Consider the following 20067-nt stretch of genomic DNA (forward strand, 5'->3'; position numbering starts at 1 on the left):
TTGGATTCCGGAGGCGACCATATTCGCTAGGTCGCGACAACCGATCCAACTCGCGTCTCAGGAACGCCAGACAACAGGCTGCCGCGGCTTCCGCTGTTGCCGATCTGCAAGGCTGTGCCGGCTATGAGTGCTCCCTTGGCCGCCCATCCCCGCACAGTCTCTGAGGCCTTTCTGACTGTGCTCACCGATCGCGGTGTGGAGTGGATCTTCGGCAATGCGGGAACGGACTTTGCCCCGGTCATCGAAGCGCTTGCTGCGAACGCCGACGGTCCGCTATCCATGCCACGAACGGTCGAGGTTCTTCACGAAACCGTCGCGACCTCAATGGCGCACGGCTACTGGCTGATGACCGGACGGCCCCAGTGCGTGATGGTTCATGTGAACGTGGGCGTGGCCAATTCCTTGATGGGGCTGATGAACGCCTCACGGGGCCGGGTGCCGATCCTGTTTGCCTCGGGCCGCACGCCCATCACTGAGCAGGGCCGGCTGGGGAGCCGCAACGCTCCCATCCACTGGGGCCAGGAGATGTTCGACCAGGGAGGCGTCGTCCGCGAATTCGTGAAGTGGGACTACGAGCTGCGCGCCGGCGAGCAGGTGGTGGATCAGGTTGACAGGGCGCTGGCGATTGCACAGGCCCAGCCCGCCGGCCCGGTGTACTTAAGCCTGCCCCGGGAAGTGCTGGCCGATGCGCTGCCCGAGGGATTCACGCTGGGCGAGCGCAGCGTGGAGTCACCGGCGCCGCCGCATCCCGACCCGGCAGCGGTCGAGGCTGCGGCTCGCCTGCTGGCCAAGGCTGAAGCGCCGCTCGTCATCACATCGGGAGGCGGGCCTGATCTCTTCGACGCGCTTGGACCGGCTGCAGACCGCTTTGCGCTGCCAGTCGTTCAGTTCTGGCGGACGAGCGTGGCGATCTCCACCGAACATCCGATGTACGCGGGCGAGAACCCAGCCGAACTGCTCGGCAAATCGGACTGCGTCGTCGTGATCGACTCGATGGTGCCGTGGGTGCCCAACGCCATGCGGCCTCGTCCTGATGCCCGCCTCATCCAGATCGGCCCCGATCCGCTGTTCTCCGGCACGCCGGTGCGATCGTGCCGCAGCGATGTCACCATCACCTCTGCGGCCTCGGCCGGTCTGGAGGCGCTGGCCGCCGAACTCGACCGCATCGGGTTCGCGGATGCCGATCCGACCCAGCGCAGGCGCGCGGCACTCGCCGCGGAGCTGCGTACGCGCCGGGATCGGGAAGTTGCGACGGGGCACGACCCGGGCGGCCAACCGATGTCGCCTGAATTCATGAGCGGCACGCTGAGCGAAATCATCGGCAGCGACGCGACCGTCGTGAACGAACTCGGCTTGGCCCCGGCGGTGATGTCGTTCACGGGTCCGCGCAGCTTCTTCGGTCCGGCAATCTCTGGTGGTCTGGGATGGGGCGGCGGCGCTGCTCTGGGCGCCAAGCTCGCCGATCCTTCCAGGCTGGTGATCTGGGCCACGGGCGACGGCTCGTATGTGTTCTCCAATCCGCTGGCTGTGCACCATGGCGCGGCGTCGCTCGGGCTCGGATTGCTGACCGTCATCGCCGACAACCGAGTCTGGAACGCCGTTCGCCGCTCAACGCTGGCGGTTTACCCCGAGGGTGCCGCCGCGCGGGTCGCAAGGATGCCGCTCAGCTCCCTTGAGCCAGTGCCCGATTACCCGAAGCTGGTCGAGGCCTACGGCGGCCACGGACAGCATGTCAACGAGCCAGATGAGCTGCGACCTGCGCTTGAACAAGCCATCGACGTCTGCCGCTCAGGCCGCCAGGCCCTTGTCTCGGTCCACGTCTCCTACCCCGACACCGCCATCCACTAGCCCGGCCGCTCTCGCCGCGGCTGAGAATGCTCACTGAATCGTTTGGACGCTCGTCGCAGCGGTATTGCCGAATCTCCGTCGAGCGACACGGCGTATGGCGCTCGACACGGCGCGAGTTGCTGGAGCGGCGAGATCTCCCGGATGCAGCATGCTGAGCTGGATGATCTCGTCGCTGTCAGCGAGAGGCACCGCGCCGAGGCCCTGGCCCTTCCCCACGATCTCGAAAGTCATGTTCGGCATGATCGTCACGCCGAGCCGCGCTGCAACGAGGCGTCGAACGGTGTCGTGATTGAGTGCTTCGCCAGCGATTCTGAGCGGGTACGGGCGCAGGTACTCGGTGGCGAGGTCCCGCAGGGTGTAGCCGGGCTGCAGCGTGACGAACGGCTCGGAGGCCACTGTCTCCCGGGTGACCGCCGGTCCATGCAGCAACGGGTGACCTTCGTGCGCAACCAGCATCAATCCGCTGCGCGCCAAAGTCTCGACACGCAATTGAGGCGAAGCATCGACCGGGTGAGCTGCGACGCCGATGTCGAACGTACCGTCATGCGCACCGTCAGCAACTGCCTTTGAGGTCAGTTCTGCGACTTCCACATCGAAAGCGGAATGATCGGATTGGACCATCCGCACGGCTTCGGGCAGGAGCCCGGTCAGGGCCGAATTCACGGCGGCAACTCGAACCCTTCCGAACCGTCTTCCGGCGACCGCAGCGGCGTGCTGCTGAGTGGATTCTTCCGCGCGAAGGAGACTCCTGAGATGCGGCAGCATCGCCGTCCCGGCATCTGTCAGCGTTGAGCCACGCGTCGTCCGCCGGAGCAGCTGGGTCCCGAGGCTTTGTTCGAGCTTCTTGACGTGCACTGACACCGCCGGCTGCGACAGATGCAGCGAGGATGCGGCCCTCCGGAACGAGCCCTCGCGCACGACGGCATCGAAGCAGCGGACATCCAGCAGGCCGAGGCGGCCACGGGCCATAACTAAAAACTATCACGACATAATTAGAGAGTTCCTTTGCTGATGAAGCGGCCGACATACGGTCATCTGCGGGAACTCAATGCCGCAGGCCGCGTTCGCCGACAGGGCCCGCCTTCTGTGTCGGAGCGCCCGACGGGTCCATTCGGGGCTCACGAGTTCCGGGAGGGAATCATGCACACTCGACTCTGGCGACTGCTCGCCCTACTCCTCGCGGCCGCTCTCGTGGCCTCGGCCTGCGGGGACGACGCCGACACGAGCGACACGGGGACAGCCGCGGCCGACACCGCTGCCGCAGACCCCATCGAGACCCCCGATGACGACGCCATGGACGACACGGCGAGCGACGACGACTCCGGTGACGGCATGGACGAGGATCCGGCCGAAGACGCTGCCGCAGACGAATCGGCCGGTGACGACACGGACGACATGTCGGACGAGGCGGCGGAGGACGACATGGACGACATGGCGTGCTCCGAGATGCACGATGTCGTCGCAGCCACGGTGAACCCGAACGACTTGCTGAACTATGCGCTCCAGAACGGGCTCTTCGAAGCCGAGTGCCTGAACGTGACTCTGGCCGAAGGTCTGAATGGGCCGGGAATCGTGACCGGACTCGCTGCCGGCGAGATTGACTTCGGCCTCGTCGCGGCAGTGCCTGTGGCGACGTCAGTTACCAACGCCGCCCAGCCGATTCAGATCGCCTCGGTCCGTACCGCCGCCGTGGAGGGCAACGACTTCCTGGTGCTCATCGCCAATCCGGCATCGGGCATCTCCAGCCCGGCCGACTTCGCCGGCAAGAACATCGGCATCCGCTCTCCAGGCTCGCTGTGCACAGTCGTCATCAAGCAGGCGATGATCAATGCCGGGATCGGCGATCCGAACTCTGCGGCCACCTATGTCCAGGGCGAATCAAACGGCGACCTCAAAGAGAAGCTGTTCGCCGGCGACATCGATGCGACCTGCTTCACCTATCCCTTTGCCGGCGGTGTCGTCGGGGACGACGCTGTGATCATCGGGTCGACGCTGTCCGCCTACCCCGGCGGGATCCCCGTGGGCGTGACTGCCGTCAGCGACGGGTTCGCCGCCGAGAACGCAGATCTTGTCGAACATTGGAATGCAGCGATGCGGGCATCGGCTGCGTACGCCAACGAGGACGAGGCGCGCTGGCGGGCGCTGCTCCCAGACATCACGTCCATGAAGCCTGAGCAGGCAGCGACATCGATTCTGTCGCTCAACGTGGGCGGCGGCCCTGTCACCGATTGGGACTTCGGCCCGATCTTCGCCACTGTCGAAGCGCTCGGGCTCACCGACGGCCCAGTCGATGTGGAGAACGTCTTCGACTGATGAACTGACCATTGATGATGGCCCGGACCATGAGCCCGGGCCATCATCAATGGTTGTTGCGTGCCCGAGGTCGCATCGCCATGGTCGGTGACGAGATGACGACGAGATGTCGACGTTGATCGCTGGCGTCCGAACGCGGACGCCCCAGATCCTCGTCTTCGTGGCGGTCGCTGCGGCATGGAGCGTGGGGTCAGGCATCGTCGACAAGGAAACCTTCCCCTCGTTCACCGATGCTGTTGCGGCGCTCGGCCGTCTCGTTCAGGACGGCAGTTTCTGGCATGCAGTCCGGGCCACAGCGCTGGGCTGGGCGATCGGTCTCGCGCTGGCGATCGTGCTCGGCGTGTCCATCGGGCTCGCCATCGGACGATCGTCGTTTCTTGCCGACTCAACGCTGGGCTTCCTGGACTTCCTGCGGTCGATCCCGGGGGTGGCGCTCATCTTCATCTTCGTGGGCCTGTTCGGCTCGGCGGTGCGAATGAAGTACGGCCTAGTTGCCACGGCGGCCGGATTTCCGGTGATGATCCAGTCGGTCTACGGCGCACGGGCGATGAGCGCGACACTGCGCGACTTTGCGACCGCGTACCGCATCGGCCCCCGCGACCGCCTGTTCAAGCTGGCCTTGCCGTCGGCGATGCCATTCATCATCACGGGCATCCGGCTCGCGGCTTCGATCGCCCTGACCGTCAACGTGGCAGCCGAGTACTGGGGATCAGCGCCGGGAATCGGCCGTGAAGTGGTGATCGCGCGCGGGGACGACCTGTACGCAGAGGTGTACGCCTTGATTCTCGCGGCGGGCGTTCTCGGCGTCCTGCTGAATCAATTCGTCGGCTGGCTTGACCGCACAACCCTGGCGTGGCATCCCAGCAATCGTCCGGTGGAGTCATGACGGCCGTGGAAGCCCGCACCGGTCGGGCGAGCGTCAACGACGCGCTGATCCCAGTTCGCACACCCCAACGGCTCGTCGCCGCATTGTTGCTGGACTACGCCGTCGTCCTGTTGTGTGGCCTCGTCGGCGGTTTCATCGGCCTCGCCGTCGGGAGACTGTTCGACGTCGACGTTCCGACATCGGGGATGATGCATGCGTCGATAGCAGCAGTAGCCGTGCACGTGTACAACCGGGTGCTTCTGGTCGGCCGTCGCGGGTGCTCGCTCGGACAGGATCAAGCGGGAATCCTGATTGTCGACCCAGCGACCGGTGCGACGGTGGGGCCGGCGAGAGCCGCTGTGCGCGAGGTGTTGTCGCTGCCACTGAGAGCCGCGGCGCTGGCCGTCGTCGTCATGGTGTTGCGATTCGTTGGCGGGGTGATCGACGGCGCGCTCGACGGCTTGCTGATGGTGGTCGCCGTGGCGGGCGCGAGCCTGTTGTTCTGTCTAGGAATCTGGCGCCTGGCCGCGAGCAGCGCCGGCCAGGCGACCATCGGGTTCTTGAGCATCCACGACCGCGCCGCCAGAACAGCGCCCGTCGATCGGGGTGTTGTCGGCCCGAGCGAGAACTTCGGTCCTGCTGGTGTTCACGAGCGAGTAGCCAACGCCGCATTGAAAACGTGGGTTCCGGCAACGCTGTTCGTGGCCTACTGGATCGGCGCCCTCAGCTGGCCGTGGCCGAACCGCGACCGCACCTGGCTGCCCCCGGCTTATGAGGTGTGGCAGTCCCTGACGGGGTTCTGGTGGTTCGAGCGGTTCGGCTCCGACATCCTCCCGACCCTGTGGACGATTGCGCTCGGCATCGGCGTGACCCTGGTGCTGGGAATTGCACTCGGGGTGCTCATCGGCTCGAGCCGCCGAGCAAGCGCCACGACTCGGCCGCTGCTCGACTTCATCCGCAGCATCCCGAAGATCCTGCTGATCACGCCGATTGTGGCCCTCGCCGGCAGTGGCGCGACCACCAGCGTCATCGTGATCATGTCCGGCGCGCTGTGGCCGCTGCTGCTCGGCGCCATGGACGGCGTCGCTGGGGTGAGTCCAGCCGTACATGATCTCGCGAGGTCCTACCGGATCAGCCGCCGGGACCGCTACGCAAAGATGATCCTGCCAGCCGCTGCGCCGAACATCTTCGCCGGATTGCGGACATCGGTGTCGATCGGCGTGATCCTGCTCGTGGTTGTGCAATCGGTGGGCGAGGCACGCGGCATCGGTTTCCATCTCCGCGCCGAGAACGAGGCCTTCAAGTTCGACAACATGTTCGCCGCCGCCACGATGCTGGGTGCGCTCGGATACCTGCTGAACGTCATCGTCACCCAGTTCGAGAAGCGCATTCTCCACTGGTTCTATGCAAAAGGGACGGATGTTTGATGACCGGCGACGAATCCCGCCATGAACTCCTCACGGTGTCCAAGGTCGACAAGATCTTCCAGACCGACAAGGGGCCGCTGCATGTGCTCGACCAGCTCGACTTCAGGGTCGGTCCGGGCGAGTTCGTTTGCCTGCTCGGCCCGTCGGGCGCCGGGAAGACGACGCTGCTCCGCGCTGTAAGCGGGCTCGATCTGGCCACCTCGGGTTCCGTGCGCCTCGAAGGAGTCGAGGTCACCGAACCGCCCGAACACATGGCATTCGTGTTCCAGGACTATTCGAGATCGCTGCTCGCTTGGCAGACCGTCGAAGAGAACGTCATGCTGCCGCTGCGGAGGTCCCATAACCGGGCCACCCAGAAGCAGAAGGCTCACGAAGCCTTGGCGTCGGTAGGTCTTGCCGGGTTCGAGACGTCCTACCCATGGCAGCTATCGGGTGGCATGCAGCAACGCGTCGCCATTGCGCGCGCACTTGCCTATGACGCCCCCCTCATGATCATGGACGAGCCCTTTGCTGCCGTCGACGCCCAGACTCGAGCAGAGCTTCAAGACTTCATCCTCGAGCTTCACGCCGCGTCAGGCAAGGCCATCTTGTTCGTGACTCACGATGTCGACGAAGCCGCGTACCTGTCGGATCGGATCGTGGTGCTCACCGCACGTCCGGCGACCGTCAACGACGAGATCCGCAACGACCTGCCAAAACCCCGTGACCAGATCGTCACCAAGGGCCTGCCGCGATACAACCAGATTCGCGCCGAGATTCTCGGCCTGATCAAGCACTGAGGTGTGGACATGCCGACGCGAGTGACGATTACCGGCACCGGCAGCCCGCCTGTGGTTCCGCATCGCGCGGGCGCAGGTGTTTTGGTCGAGCACGGCGACACTGTCCTGCAATTCGATGCGGGCCGGGCCACCGCACTGCGGATCGCGGAGGCAGGTTCCCATCCCGCCCGACTCAGCGGGCTCTTTCTCACCCATCATCACAGCGACCACATCACCGGCGTCGTCGACGTGATCTTCAGCGCCTGGCTCAACCGTCCGGACTCGGTGAACCTGACATGCGTGGCCCCCAACGGGCCGTGCATTCGCTTTCTCAACCGCATGCTGGAGCCCTATGACGAGGATCTTGCCGTTCGCGTCCACCACAGCGGCAGGGCCTATCCGGCACCGGTGATTATCGGATTCGATGCAACCGCGGCACCCACTGCGGTCTGGGAACGAGACGATGTCCGCGTGCTCTCCCGAACCGTGCACCACCATCCCGTCGACCCAGCCGTGGCCTACCGGGTCGAGACCCCAGACGGCGCCGTGGTCATCTCCGGCGACACCAGAGTCTGCGATGAAGTCGAGGACTTCGCACGCGGATGCGACGTGCTCGTGCATGAGGTATTCCGCGTTGATGCATTCGTAGAACGATCGAACGATCCGACGGCGCGGACGATCGGCGACTACCACAGCGATACCTTCGCCTTGGGTGCCATGGCGAAGCGAGCCGACCCGGGAGTGCTCATGCTGACCCACCTCGTCCCGGCACCCCGCAACCTCGATGAGAAGCGGCAGTTCGAGGCTGAAATCCGTCAAGGCGGTTACGAAGGCCAGCTCATCGTGTGCGACGATCTCGACGCAATGGAGTTCTGAGCAGGCGCGCGCGAGAGCCTGTCAACTCCAGCAGCGGTCACCGCGCTGACTTTGAGGGGCGACCATATTCGCCGACTTCCGGCATCACGTCCAACTGATGCGGCATGCTGTGCGCCATCTCATTCCGCTGAAGGGCTGCGACGATGACGAGTGCGAACGGCGTTGCCACCACCGTGATCGAGGCGAACGGGCTCCGCTTCACCGCGGACGTGGCCGGTCCGGACGACGGTGCGGCCGTCCTGCTGCTGCACGGCTTCCCGCAGACTCGCCACACCTGGCGTGCCGAATTGGCAGCACTAGCCGCTGCCGGGTACCGAGCCTGCGCCCCCGATCAGCGCGGCTACTCCGAAGGCGCCCGCCCGGGCGGCATCGCCGACTACCGCGTCGAGCTGTTGATGGCCGACGCACTGGGCATCGCCGACAGCCTCGCCGCAGATCGATTCCACATCGTCGGGCACGACTGGGGCGGCGCCCTGGCATGGTTCATCGCAGCGCATCACGCCGAGCGGGTCATCTCGCTGAGCGTCATCTCGCGGCCCCATCCGGCCGCGTTCATGGCCGCCATGCGGGACGACCCTGATCAGCCGCACCGCTCCCGCCATCACCCGGCGTTCCAGCGCCCCGAGGCGACCGACGCGCTGCTCGTCGACAATGCCGGCGCACTTCGGCGCGCGATGGCCCGCAACGCGGTTCCCGAGGCCGACATCGATGCCTACCTCGCTGCGCTCAGCAGCCACGAAGCACTCGATGCTGCGGTCAACTGGTACCGGGCAATGGGCCAGTCGAGCATCCAGTCCAGCACCACGCCGGTGATCGACGTGCCGACGATGTTCGTGTGGGGCAATGAGGACGTCACCGTCGGCCGCATGGCAGCCGAGAACACCGCTGACTACGTGACCGGCCCGTACCAGTTCGCCGAATTGCCGGGCGTGAACCACTTCGTCACCGACGAGGCGCCGGGCGTCTTCACCGAGCTGCTGCTTGGCCACCTTGCCGAGCACGGCTGACCCCGCGCGTTTCCGCCAGCACCGGTGACGTGGGCGATACTGGACTCGAACCAGTGACCTCTGCCGTGTGAAGGCAGCGCTCTAACCATCTGAGCCAATCGCCCGCGGGCCGACGATGATAGGCGCTGCCGGAGCCGGCGAGCGCTCGGCAATCCGCAAGGAGACAGCCCAGTGAGCACAGACTCGTACCACACCGCACCGGAACGGCTGGCTCCCCCGCCGCCCGGTTGCCCGGTGCACGAGAGCTGGTCGCCGCTCAGCGAGGAGTACCTGGCCGATCCGTACCCCATCGCCGCACGCCTGCGCGAGGACCACCCGGTTTTCTACGCCGCCGAGATGGGCCACGTCGTGGTGACGCGCATGGCCGACATCGAGGCGGTCTTCATGGATCCCGACACGTATGCCTCGTCCAACGTGCAGGATCCGATCTTCCCCCTGGCGCCCGAAGCAGCAGACGTGCTGTCGGCAGCCGACTACGACCCCCAGGCCGTCATGTCGAACCGGGCCGAGCCCGACCACGGGCGCATCCGGGTCCACACCCGGGCCGGCTTCTCGGTGCGACGCCTGCGGACGCTCGAGGACTACATGCGCTCGCGAGCGACCGAGCTGATCGACGAGATGCTGGCCGGACCGGCCCCGGCCGAGTATGTGAAGGCGGTGGCGTTCCCGCTGCCGGCGGAGATCGTGTTCCGCTTCATCGGCTTCCCGGCCGACGACGACCTCATGCTGAAGTCGTGGTGCGTGAACCGCAAGGCGTTCGCCTGGGGCAAGCCCACGGCTGCCGAGCAGGCCCACATGGCCGAGGGAATGCTGGCGTACTGGCGCTACTGCCGGGAGTTCGTGGCCGAACGCCATCGCAACCGCACCGACGACTTCTGCTCGGAACTGCTCGATGCGCACGATGCCGACCCCGACCCCGAAGGCGGCACCGGCCTCAGCTACCGCGAGGTGGAGTCGATCATCTACGGGATCTCCTTCGCGGGCCACGACCCGGTCACGAACCTGCTGTGCAACACACTGCGCTGCCTGCTGCCGCGGCGCGACCAGTGGGACGCCCTGTGCGCCGACCCGTCGCTCATCCCCACAGCGGTGGAGGAGACCCTGCGGTTCGACTCCAGCCAGGTGGCCTGGCGCCGCGTCACCACCCGTGACACCGAGCTTGCTGGGATGCACTTGCCGAAGGGAACGCGCGTGTTCCTGAACTTCGCGGCGGCCAACCGGGAGCCCTGCGCGTTCGCCGACACCGAGCAGTACGACGTCGACGACTACGACTTCACGCGGCCCGACCCGCATCGCCACATCAGCTTCGGCAAGGGCATCCACTTCTGCCTGGGGGCCAACCTTGCTCGCATGGAGGCCCGAATCGCGCTGGAGATCCTGACCCAGGTGGTGCCGTCGCTGCGGCTGCCGCCGCAGGACTACCAGACGTTCCCGAACATCACCTTCCGGGGACCCGAGGAACTCTGGCTCGACTGGGACTGACCAGCCCAGCGGCGGGCAGGCCGATCAACGGGTCAGCGCGACCACACCTCGGCGGGCACGTGGACCGTGCCGGACATGATCTTGCGCGCGGTGCGGGTGACCCCGCCTGAGAGGATGCGTACGTCACCGCGTGCGTGCTCGATGGCCAGCGCAACCGCCAGCGACCCGCTCGGGTGCTCGATCTGCATGTCGATCAGCTCGGTTCCATCGGCAGCATTGCCGACTTCACGACCAGCCGCATCTTCGGCCGATGAGCTGCTCAGCGCCGCTGCGACCGTGCCCGGCACGGCTACGGCCGCCGCCACGCAGATGCCGCCCGAGACTGCGTGGGCCGGGTGGCACTGGGTGGGCGTGAAGTAGCGAGACGTGATCGTGCCGCCGTGGCGGGCAGGCGACAGCAGGCCGAACTTGGGCACCACGCTGCGGGACACGTCGCCGAGGCCCATGCGCCCGCCGGCCTCGCGGCGGATGGCCTCCATGGCGGCCATGAAATCGGCGTCGGCTTCGAGCTCGGACGGGGCCTCATGGCCTGACTTGCCCAGATCGGCCGCTCGCACCATCACCATCGGCATGGCCACATCGATCAGGGTGGCCTCGACGTCGACGCCTGCGGCGCTGACTGTCTCGCTGACGCAGCCGGTCGGCAGCATCGAGCCGGTCACTGAGCCCTCGATGCCGCGGAACCGCAGCTCCACCGGCGCGGCCGTGCCGTCGACGCCGTCGATCTCATAGTCACCGTGGAAGGTCAGCTCGCCGCCGGGCGTGCAGCAGACCACATCGATGAAGCTGTCGGTGTTGACGTTGCGCACCACCAGCGAGGTGGTCGGATCGCCTGCGGGGACCAATCCGTGCTCGATGGCGAACGGGCCGACGCCGACCAGCATGTTCCCGCAGGTGGGCTTGGTGTCCACCGTGCCCCAGACCGGGTCAACCTGGGCGAACAGGTAGTCCACGTCGGCATCGGGATGCGACGACGGTCCCACCACGGCCACCTTGCTGGTGACCGTCGTGCCGCCGCCGAGCCCGTCGATCTGTCGACCGGTCGGGCTGCCCATGACTGCCGCCAGCACCGCATCGCGCAGAGCCGGCTCGTCGGGCAGGTCCTCAGCGGCGAAGAACGGCCCCCGCGACGTCCCGCCCCGCATCAGCACGCACGGAATCGCTCGCTGCTCGATGGCCACAGCCTCAGCCTGCCACCCATCGGGCAGCGCTGGGCCTGAACCCAGCGGCGGACTCGATTGCGCGAAACGGTTGCTCAGCCCACTGCGGGGATACCGGCCATGGCCTCGGCGATGGCCTCGTCGCTCAGGTCGACATCGGTGAGCGCACCCGACAGGTACGCCTCGTACGCCGGCAGATCCAGGTGGCCGTGCCCGCACATGGCGGTCAGGATCGTGCGCTCGGTGCCGGCCTGCTTCGCCGCCTCGGCCTCGCGCAGCGCTGCGGCCAGGGCATGCGTGGGCTCGGGCGCCGGCACGATGCCCTCGTTGCGGGCGAACTGGATCGCCGCGGCGAAGCACTCCTCTTGCGGGATGGCCAGCGCCTCGACGAGGCCGAGCTCGTAGATGTGCGACAGCAGCGGCGACATGCCGTGATAACGCAACCCTCCGGCGTGGATCGGCTGGGGGATGAAGCTGTGCCCCAGCGTGTGCATCTTCAGCAGCGGCGTCATCATGCCGTGATCGCCGAAGTCGTAGCGGTACTCGCCCCGGGTGAACGTGGGGCAGGCAGCCGGCTCGATGCAGCGGATAGTCGGGTCCATCCGCCCGGCCAGCTTCTCCCGCAGGAACGGCAGCGCCAGCCCGGCGAAGTTCGAGCCGCCGCCGGTGCAGCCCACGATCACATCGGGCGTCTCGCCGACCTTGGCGAGCTGCAGCAGCGCTTCCTCGCCGATGACGGTCTGGTGCATCAGCACGTGGTTCAGCACGCTGCCCAGCGAGTAGCGGGCGTTCGGGTCAGCAGCCGCGGTGGCGACCGCCTCAGAGATCGCCACGCCCAGCGACCCGGGATGGTCGGGGTCTTCAGCCAGCAGCGAGCGCCCGTACTCGGTGGCCTCCGACGGGCTGGAGTGCACGCGGGCGCCCCAGATCTCCATCATCGTCTTGCGGTACGGCTTCTGGCGGTACGACGCCGCCACCTGCCACACCTCGCACTCGATGCCGTACTGCGCCGTCGCAAACGCCAGCGCCGATCCCCACTGCCCCGCTCCCGTCTCGGTGGTGAGCTTGGTGACGCCCTCGGCGTGGTTGTAGAACGCCTGCGGCACGGCGGTGTTGGGCTTGTGCGAGCCAGCCGGGCTGACACCTTCGTACTTGAAGAAGATCTTGGCGGGCGTGTCGAGCGCGGCTTCGAGCCGGCGGGCCCGGTACAGCGGGCTCGGCCGCCACAGCCGGTACACGTCCAGCACGCCGCCGGGGATGTCGATGTGGGACTCGCCGCTGACCTCCTGCAGGATCAGCCCCATCGGGAACAGCGGGGCGAGGTCATCGGGCCCGATCGGCTCGAGGGTGCCCGGATGCAGGGGCGGCGGTGGCGGTGCCGGAAGATCCGGCACGACGTTGTACCACTGGGTGGGTATCTCGGATTCGTCCAGAACGACCTTGGTCGGGCCGTCGCTGCGGTCAGTGCTCATGGCTTTTTCCTTCCCGTCCGCCTGCCAATCGTGCGGCCTGCGACCGCGTGCGCGCGGACTGTACCCCCAAGCTGAGAATCGCTTGACCCCCAGCGCCCATACTGGGCACTCCTGCAGTATGAGAAATCACAAGGCGGCGTGACATGAAGCTTGCAACAGGAGTCGGCTACTGGGCGGCTGGTCCGCCGCCCGATGCGCTGGAGACGCTGCAGCTCGCCGAACAGCTCGGCTTTCACTCGTTCTGGACCGCGGAGGCCTACGGCTCGGACGCGCTGACGCCGCTGGCGTGGTGGGGCAGCCACACCGAGCGCATCGGCCTCGGCACTGGGATCATCCAGATCTCGGCCCGCACACCGGCCGCAGTGGGCATGGCGGCGATCACGATGGACCACCTCAGCGGCGGCAGGTTCATCCTGGGCCTCGGCGTCAGCGGCCCCCAAGTCGTCGAGGGCTGGTACGGCCAGCCCTACCCCCGACCGCTGGCCCGCACCCGGGAGTACATCGAGATCGTCCGGGCAATCCTCGAACGCGACAAGCCGGTGAGCTTCACCGGCGACCACTACCAGATGCCCTACCCGGGAGGCATGGGCCTCGGCAAGCCGCTGAAGTCCACCGTGCACCCGCTGCGGGCCGACGTGCCCATCTACCTCGGCGCCGAGGGGCCCCGCAACGTGGCCCTCGCAGCCGAACTGTGCGAGGGCTGGCTGCCGCTGTTCTTCGCTCCCAAGGACAACCAGTTCTACGTGGATGCGCTGAACGCCGGTTTCACCGCTGCGGGCAAGCCGCTGATCGGTAACGACGGTCGCATCCCCGCCGATGCTGACTTCGAGGTGGTGTGCCCGATGAGCGTCGTGCCCGACGACAACATCGAGCGGGCAGCGAACCGGATCCGCCCGATGCTGGCGCTCTACATGGGCGGGATGGGCGCCCGGGACGCCAACTTCCACTACGACGTCTTCTGCCGGATGGGATACCAGCACGTCGCCGACGAAGTGCAGGACATGTACCTCACCGGCCACAAGCAGGAAGCAGCGGGGACCATCCCGATCGAGCTGGTCGAGGAGGTCGCGCTTATCGGCCCGATGGACAAAATCGCGGCAGACCTGCGGCGCTGGGACGACACCGTGGTAACGGTGCTGCAGCTCTCGGGCCCGCCGACGCTGCTCGCGGCAATGGCCGAGCTGGTCGCGAACTGAGAGGGTGTAGCAGTCCAGCACACTGAACGGCACGAGGCGCTGATCGAAAGGCAACCGAACATGGACCTGACAGGAAAGCTGGCCGTTGTCACCGGGGGTTCCGGTGACATCGGGCGCGCCATATGCGAAGCGCTGGCCGCGGCCAGCGCCGACGTGATCGTGACCTACGTGGGCGATCAAGAACGGGCCGAGACCAGCGCCGGGCTGGTGCGTGCGGCGGGACGTGAGGCCAGCATCCTGCAGCTCGACCAACGCGACGAGGCCTCGATCGACACAGCCGCTGCTGCGATCGCCGAAGGCGGGCGCTGCGACGTGCTGGTCAACAACGCTGCGTGGAACATCGGCATTCCCTTCCGGAATCTCGAAACGCTGGACTCGGCCACCTGGGACCGGGTGCAGGAAACCAATCTGCGCGGCCCATACCTGCTGACACGAGCACTGGCCGAGTTGTTGCAGGCCGATGGCGGCGGGCGTGTCGTGAACATCGCCTCGGTCGGCGGGCTGTTGCCCGGCTCCAGCAGCATCGCGTACAGCTGCTCGAAGGCGGCGCTCATCCATCTCACCCACTGCCTGGCCGTGGCGATGTCGCCGACGGTCACGGTCAACTGCGTGGCGCCGGGCCTGGTGGAAGGCACTCGAATGGCAGCCCGCCTGCCCGACGAGATCTCAGAAGGCGCTCGCAGGGCGTCGCTGCTTGGCCAGGTGGGCAGCCCGATCGACATCGCCAACGCCACCGTGATGCTGTGCCAAGCCGAGTCGATCACCGGCCAGACCGTGGTGGTCGACGGCGGCAACCCCGCCGCCATGAACTTCGGCTGAGCCGCCCGTACCGCCCCGACCATCCCGCAGCCCACACCATCGACGGGGAATTGCCATGACCGCTGCCGCAAACGGTGCTGCGTCGCAACCCAATGTGCTGTTCATCATCACCGACCAGCAGCGAGCCGATCATGCCGGCTTTGGGGGCAACGACGTGGTGCGCACGCCCAACCTGGATGCTCTGGCAGCCAGAGGAATGGTGTTTGACAACGCTTGGGTGGCGAACCCCATCTGCATGCCGAACCGCTCCACGATCATGACGGGGCGCATGCCGAGTGCGCACGGCGTGGTGTTCAACGACCGGTCCCTCGAGCCGGGCGCCAACACCCATGTGCGGCAGTTCCGGGCCGCGGGCTACCGCACGGCACTCATCGGCAAGTCGCACCTGCAGCACGGAATGTCTCGTAACGCGGTGTTACCGACAGGTGCGCCCGCTGGCGCAGTCGACCAGTACTGGCCGGCGGGCTGGGACACGCTCGAAGATGCCGAGCGCTACGTGAACGGAGCTCCCGAGTTCCCCGACAGCTTCTACGGATTCGAACACGTCGAGCTGGCCATCGACCACGGCGCACGGGTCAGCGGTCACCATCTGCTGTGGGCACTCGATTGCGGAGGCCGCCTCGAAGACCTCATGGTGCCGTTGACCGCGGAGTCACCGGCCCGCCGCCGCTCGGAACGCTGGTGGCAGGTGTACGAACCGCCTTACGGGCCGGAGCTGCACTCCACGACGTTCGTCACCGAGCGCACGATCGCCTTCATCGAAGACGCAGCCAAGCAAGGCGGGCCGTGGCTGGCTTGGGCCTCCTTTCCCGACCCGCACCACCCGATGACGCCGCCCGGCGAGTGGTTCGACCGCCACAGTCCCGACGACATGGAAGTTCCCGTCTCGGTCGACGACGACTTGAAGGGTGCCCCTCAATATGTGCAGCACATCAGCCGGTTGCACCCGAGCGATCAGCGCGGCTGGGTCACGCCGTGCGGCGTGGCTGGCGACCATCAGATGCTGCGGGAGGCGCTCGCGGCCACCTACGGCATGATCGAGATGATCGATGACGGCATCGGCCAGATCCTGGCTGCGCTCGACCGGCTCGATCAGGCCGGCAACACCATCGTCGTGTTCACCAGCGACCACGGCGACATGATGGGCGACCACGGGCTGATGCTGAAGGGCTTTTTGCACTACCGCGGCACCCTTGCCGTGCCGTATGTCATTGTCGACCCGCGGCGCTCGCCGGGCCGCACCCAATCGCTGGCCGGCAGCATCGACTTGGGGCCGACGCTGCTGGAGCTTGCCGATCTGCCTGGCTACGACGGCATCGGCGGCAAGAGCCTGGTGCCGGTGCTGGATGATCCGGCGGCGTCTGTGCGTGACGACGTGCTCATCGAAGACGATTTCCCGGGAGCGCTCACCTTGGACATCCGGACCCCAGTGAAGACCCGCACGCTCGTCACCGCCGATCTGCGCCTCACCCGCCACAGCGATGGCTCCGAGCAGCTCTTCGACACTGCGGCCGATCCCGACGAGGTGGCGCCGCTCGGCCACAGCGACCCGGCACGCCGTGCCGAGATGTACGAGCGCCTGGCTGCTGCCCTGATCGAGGCTGACGACATCGCCCGCGGCATGCCCGTGAATGCTCCGCCTGCCTCGCCCAACGGGAGCGAATCCTCCTTTCGGGCATAGCCTGCGACGCCATGCCGACAGACAAGCTCGTGATGGACCACGTGGCGGTGGTCAGCGAACGCGCCTGGGACAACGTGATCCGCTACAGCCGCGACCTGGGCGGCCGCTGGATCGGCGGTCCCGACAACGACCCGGCCTCGCAGGCGGGCGACGACTTCTATTTCTGCCAAGTGGCGTTCGACGGCGGCGCGCGGGTCGAGATCCTCGAGCCGCTGGAGCACCCCGGCAGCGATTTCCTGCACCGCTTCCTCGCCCGCAACGGCCCCGGCCCGCACCACTTCACCTTCAAGACGCCCGACTTCGCCGACACCGTCGGAGCGCTCGGCGACGCCGGCTACAACGTCATCGGGGTCAACGAAGAGAACCCGCTGTGGAAGGAAGCGTTCCTCCACCCCAAGGACAGCTGGGGAATGGTCATCCAGATCGCTTGGGCGGGCGGCGATGGCTGGGACGACGCCCCGCCATTGCCGCCCACTCGCCACGGGCGGCCCACGTCGCTGGCGACCGTGGTCCACTTGACGTCCGATGTACAAGCTGCAGCCGCGCTGTTCCGAGGACCGCTGGGCATGGAGCAGACCGACGAATGGAAAGACCCCAATATCGGAACCGGAGTGGACCTGCGCTCAGGCCCGTGGAACCTGAAGCTCATCCAGCCAACCGACGCCAACTTGGCCCACTGGATGGGCAACCGGCCCGGCCGCCTGCAGCTCCTGCACTTCCAGCTCGACGACCCCGGCCTCGTCCCCGGCGCGCAACGAGTCGGCGTGTGCGGCGGCGGTGAGCAGCAGGACGCGATGTTCATCGTGCCGCCAGAGCACAACCTGGGCGTGCGTCTCATGCTCACCGAGCGCGGCTGACAGCAACTACTCCGCAGCAGGCGGCTCCCAGCGGTCTACGGGCACCAGGCAGAGGCGGCGGCCAGCGATCGGGGCTGGGTGAGCGGCAGCATCAGGATGACGGCAGCGGTCGCTGGCGGACGTTGTGATGATCTCATCAAGCACACCGTCGGTTTGCGGCCATTCGCACGCGACCGTGAACAGCGTGCCATCGGGATCAAACCAGAAGCACTCCCCCACCTCAAGCGCAGCAACCCTCGATTGATCCACGTTGTCGCTGGCGGTCATATACGCGCTGGCCACGAAGATCACCAGGCCCACCACAGCGATCGCCAGCCACGGCAGCACCCGCACCACCAGCGCCGCACTGCGGTGCCGGACCACGAAGCCGCCTGGACCGCCAGGCTCAACGGTGGTGGCGCCGTCGTCAAACCACGGGTCGCTGGGCTCGTCGTGACTGGCGCCGCCAGCTGCCGCTCGCTCGGCCGGTCTCGCTGGGGGCGAAGGTTCGGACGGCCGCGGCGCTGCGGCAGCGCGCTCCTCGTCGTAGGAGCGGCGCGAGTCGGCGGAACCGAGCACGCGCCACGCTTCGTTCACGGACCGCATCCGGCTGTCGGAACGCTCGCTCTGGGCCTCTGTGACATCGCCGCGCTGATCGGGATGATTGGCCCGCGCCGCTCGGATCCACGCTCGCCGTATCGCGGCGGTGTCGGCGTCCGGGCGTACTCCCAGCGTCGCGTAATGATCGGGCAGTTGGGCCACCGGTGGCCTCCCACCGGTGACGCTACTTCCGCTCGTCGAGCGCTACGCCGCTGACCAGGATTCCTGCGCGCGCCTGTCGACCCGGCCTCGCCAGAACACTGTTCGCTAACGTCGCGTCCCGTTCACCCCGCAGTTCCCGACCATGAGGTCGCATCGCCATGACGAACAGCCAGATCGATCCCCGCACCCCCGTTCTTGTGGGCGCTGGACAGTTCAAGCAGCGCCCCGAGGTTCCGGTCGACGCGCTCGAACCGATCGCCATGATGGCCGAGGCACTGGCCGCGGCTGCGCAAGATGCTGGCGCACCGGCACTGACCAGCCGCGCCACGCACACCTGGGTCGTAAAGGGTGCCTGGCCTTATTCCGACCCGGCCGCGTTGCTGAACGAACGCTTCGGGGCCACCGGCAAGACCGGGCTCTCCACCGACGGCGGCAACACGCCGCAGTCGCTCGTGAATGAAGCCTGCCAGCGCATCGGCGCCGGCGAGGCCGACATCGTGCTGATCGCCGGAGCGGAAGGCATCTGGAGTCGACGCCGGGCGCGTCGGGCAAACCAGCGCATTCCCTACACCGACCAGACCGATGTGTGGCCTGACGAGTATCTCGGCAAAGACGTCGTGATGAACAACGATGTGGAGACCGAACGCGGCCTGAGGGACCCAATCTGCCTCTACCCGGTCTTCGAGTCGGCCTTCCGGGCGTCGCGAGGCGAGTCGATGGACGGCCACCGCGACCGCGTTTCCGCGATGTGGGAGAAGTTCAACCAGGCAGCGGTGGCCAACCCGTACTCATGGGTACGAACGCCCATGACGGCAGAGGAGATCCGCAACCCGAGCCCCAGCAACCGGCTCGTCGGCTTCCCCTACACGAAGTCGATGAATTCCAACTGGGACCTCGACTTGGCCGCTGCGCTCATCGTGTGCTCGGCACAGGCGGCGACGGCCGCGGGGGTGCCCACCGACCGCTGGGTGTTTCCCCATGCCGGCACAGACGGGCGCGACACCGATTTCGTGTCCAACCGGGGCGATCTGCACAGCTCCCCCGCCATCCGAGTGGCGGGCCGACGGGCGATGGAGCTGGCAGGCGTGGACGTCGACGACATCGACTACGTCGACCTGTACTCGTGCTTCCCCTCTGCGGTGCAGATCTCCGCCACCGAGCTGGGCCTCGGACTCGAGCGCGAGCTGACGCTCACCGGCGGGCTCACCTTCGCCGGCGGGCCGCTCAACAACTACGTCACCCACTCCATCGCCACGATGGCCAACACACTGCGCGAGAACCCGGGCAGCATCGGGCTGTGCTCGGCGAACGGCGGCTACCTCACCAAGCATGCGTTCGGGATCTACTCGACCTCGCCGCCCTCCGACGGCTTCCGCCACGAAGACTGCCAGCATGAAATCGACCAGTTCCCGTCGGTCGAGTTGGATGACGACTACAGCGGCGACGCCACCGTCGAGGCGTACACCGTCATGCACGGCCGGGAGGCGCCCGAAGTGGCCTTGGCGGCGGTGCGAACGCCGAACGGGCGGCAGTGGGCTCGCAGCACTGATCCAGCGCTCATGGAC

General features: G+C 67.0%; 17 protein-coding genes and 1 tRNA gene. 13 read left to right on the forward strand and 5 right to left on the reverse strand.

What is annotated here, in order from left to right; translation table 11 throughout:
• Nucleotides 1-123: 123 nt before the first annotated feature.
• Nucleotides 124-1848: a thiamine pyrophosphate-requiring protein gene (locus tag VI480_RS13700; protein ID WP_323673421.1), complete on the forward strand. Its 1725-nt coding sequence runs from the start codon at nt 124-126 to the stop codon at nt 1846-1848.
• A 30-nt stretch (nt 1849-1878) separates the two neighbouring features.
• Here the strand turns inward: VI480_RS13700 and VI480_RS13705 are convergent, their stop codons facing one another.
• Complete coding sequence (locus tag VI480_RS13705) at nt 1879-2817, reverse strand: LysR family transcriptional regulator (protein WP_323673422.1); 939 nt, start codon at nt 2815-2817, stop codon at nt 1879-1881.
• A 171-nt stretch (nt 2818-2988) separates the two neighbouring features.
• On the opposite strand from VI480_RS13705, the gene VI480_RS13710 reads away from it, so the two are divergent.
• From VI480_RS13710 to VI480_RS13735, 6 genes are all read left to right on the forward strand, one after another.
• Complete coding sequence (locus VI480_RS13710) at nt 2989-4161, forward strand: ABC transporter substrate-binding protein (protein WP_323673423.1); 1173 nt, start codon at nt 2989-2991, stop codon at nt 4159-4161.
• A 106-nt stretch (nt 4162-4267) separates the two neighbouring features.
• Entirely contained in the window at nt 4268-5047 is a 780-nt protein-coding gene (locus tag VI480_RS13715) for an ABC transporter permease (protein ID WP_323673424.1), read from the forward strand.
• Nucleotides 5044-6453 (forward strand): ABC transporter permease subunit, encoded by a 1410-nt coding sequence (locus VI480_RS13720; protein WP_323673425.1) that lies wholly within the window; start codon nt 5044-5046, stop codon nt 6451-6453. Before VI480_RS13715 ends, VI480_RS13720 begins: the two co-directional genes overlap by 4 nt.
• Nucleotides 6453-7232, forward strand: coding sequence for an ABC transporter ATP-binding protein (locus tag VI480_RS13725; RefSeq protein ID WP_323673426.1), 780 nt, complete (start codon nt 6453-6455; stop codon nt 7230-7232). The genes VI480_RS13720 and VI480_RS13725 overlap by 1 nt, the downstream gene beginning before the upstream one ends.
• A 9-nt stretch (nt 7233-7241) precedes the next feature.
• Nucleotides 7242-8087 (forward strand): MBL fold metallo-hydrolase, encoded by an 846-nt coding sequence (locus tag VI480_RS13730; protein ID WP_323673427.1) that lies wholly within the window; start codon nt 7242-7244, stop codon nt 8085-8087.
• 143 nt (nt 8088-8230) lie between these two features.
• A complete protein-coding gene (locus tag VI480_RS13735) occupies nt 8231-9094 on the forward strand; it encodes an alpha/beta hydrolase (protein WP_323673428.1) in 864 nt (287 codons plus the stop codon).
• A 30-nt stretch (nt 9095-9124) separates the two neighbouring features.
• Here the strand turns inward: VI480_RS13735 and VI480_RS13740 are convergent.
• Nucleotides 9125-9198, reverse strand: a tRNA-Val gene (locus tag VI480_RS13740).
• 67 nt (nt 9199-9265) lie between these two features.
• On the opposite strand from VI480_RS13740, the gene VI480_RS13745 reads away from it, so the two are divergent.
• Nucleotides 9266-10576 carry a cytochrome P450 gene (locus tag VI480_RS13745; RefSeq protein ID WP_323673429.1) on the forward strand — a complete coding sequence of 437 codons (1311 nt, stop codon included), beginning with the start codon at nt 9266-9268 and terminating at the stop codon, nt 10574-10576.
• 32 nt (nt 10577-10608) lie between these two features.
• Here VI480_RS13745 and VI480_RS13750 read toward each other — a convergent pair whose 3' ends face one another.
• Nucleotides 10609-11757, reverse strand: coding sequence for a 4-oxalomesaconate tautomerase (locus tag VI480_RS13750; protein WP_323673430.1), 1149 nt, complete (start codon nt 11755-11757; stop codon nt 10609-10611).
• Nucleotides 11758-11831: 74 nt separating this feature from the next.
• Entirely contained in the window at nt 11832-13208 is a 1377-nt protein-coding gene (locus tag VI480_RS13755) for a TrpB-like pyridoxal phosphate-dependent enzyme (protein ID WP_323673431.1), read from the reverse strand.
• Between the two features lie 143 nt (nt 13209-13351).
• Here VI480_RS13755 and VI480_RS13760 point away from each other — a divergent pair, with 143 nt between their 5' ends.
• From VI480_RS13760 to VI480_RS13775, 4 genes are read left to right on the forward strand one after another with little or no spacing between them, the layout of a single operon-like run.
• On the forward strand, nt 13352-14404 hold the full coding sequence (locus VI480_RS13760; protein WP_323673432.1) for an LLM class F420-dependent oxidoreductase: 1053 nt from the start codon (nt 13352-13354) through the stop codon (nt 14402-14404).
• Between the two features lie 60 nt (nt 14405-14464).
• On the forward strand, nt 14465-15223 hold the full coding sequence (locus VI480_RS13765; RefSeq protein ID WP_323673433.1) for an SDR family NAD(P)-dependent oxidoreductase: 759 nt from the start codon (nt 14465-14467) through the stop codon (nt 15221-15223).
• Between the two features lie 55 nt (nt 15224-15278).
• Nucleotides 15279-16904 carry a sulfatase gene (locus VI480_RS13770; protein WP_323673434.1) on the forward strand — a complete coding sequence of 542 codons (1626 nt, stop codon included), beginning with the start codon at nt 15279-15281 and terminating at the stop codon, nt 16902-16904.
• A gap of 11 nt (nt 16905-16915) precedes the next feature.
• On the forward strand, nt 16916-17761 hold the full coding sequence (locus tag VI480_RS13775) for a VOC family protein (RefSeq protein WP_323673435.1): 846 nt from the start codon (nt 16916-16918) through the stop codon (nt 17759-17761).
• 6 nt (nt 17762-17767) lie between these two features.
• On the opposite strand, the gene VI480_RS13780 is transcribed toward VI480_RS13775, so the two are convergent.
• Complete coding sequence (locus VI480_RS13780; protein WP_323673436.1) at nt 17768-18502, reverse strand: J domain-containing protein; 735 nt, start codon at nt 18500-18502, stop codon at nt 17768-17770.
• A gap of 158 nt (nt 18503-18660) precedes the next feature.
• Here VI480_RS13780 and VI480_RS13785 point away from each other — a divergent pair.
• Nucleotides 18661-20067: hypothetical protein (locus VI480_RS13785; RefSeq protein ID WP_323673437.1), on the forward strand; the 1407-nt coding region annotated here is incomplete at its 3' end.

It is taken from the genome of Candidatus Poriferisodalis multihospitum (genome assembly GCF_028283155.1).
GTDB lineage: Bacteria > Actinomycetota > Acidimicrobiia > Acidimicrobiales > Poriferisodalaceae > Poriferisodalis > Poriferisodalis multihospitum.

Coding starts and splice junctions, on each gene's coding strand:
- VI480_RS13700 (WP_323673421.1), top strand. CDS start 124: ATGAGTGCTCCCTTGGCCGCCCATCCCCGCACAGTCTCTGAGGCCTTT.
- VI480_RS13705 (WP_323673422.1), bottom strand. CDS start 2,817: ATGGCCCGTGGCCGCCTCGGCCTGCTGGATGTCCGCTGCTTCGATGCC.
- VI480_RS13710 (WP_323673423.1), top strand. CDS start 2,989: ATGCACACTCGACTCTGGCGACTGCTCGCCCTACTCCTCGCGGCCGCT.
- VI480_RS13715 (WP_323673424.1), top strand. CDS start 4,268: ATGTCGACGTTGATCGCTGGCGTCCGAACGCGGACGCCCCAGATCCTC.
- VI480_RS13720 (WP_323673425.1), top strand. CDS start 5,044: ATGACGGCCGTGGAAGCCCGCACCGGTCGGGCGAGCGTCAACGACGCG.
- VI480_RS13725 (WP_323673426.1), top strand. CDS start 6,453: ATGACCGGCGACGAATCCCGCCATGAACTCCTCACGGTGTCCAAGGTC.
- VI480_RS13730 (WP_323673427.1), top strand. CDS start 7,242: ATGCCGACGCGAGTGACGATTACCGGCACCGGCAGCCCGCCTGTGGTT.
- VI480_RS13735 (WP_323673428.1), top strand. CDS start 8,231: ATGACGAGTGCGAACGGCGTTGCCACCACCGTGATCGAGGCGAACGGG.
- VI480_RS13755 (WP_323673431.1), bottom strand. CDS start 13,208: ATGAGCACTGACCGCAGCGACGGCCCGACCAAGGTCGTTCTGGACGAA.
- VI480_RS13760 (WP_323673432.1), top strand. CDS start 13,352: ATGAAGCTTGCAACAGGAGTCGGCTACTGGGCGGCTGGTCCGCCGCCC.
- VI480_RS13765 (WP_323673433.1), top strand. CDS start 14,465: ATGGACCTGACAGGAAAGCTGGCCGTTGTCACCGGGGGTTCCGGTGAC.
- VI480_RS13770 (WP_323673434.1), top strand. CDS start 15,279: ATGACCGCTGCCGCAAACGGTGCTGCGTCGCAACCCAATGTGCTGTTC.
- VI480_RS13775 (WP_323673435.1), top strand. CDS start 16,916: ATGCCGACAGACAAGCTCGTGATGGACCACGTGGCGGTGGTCAGCGAA.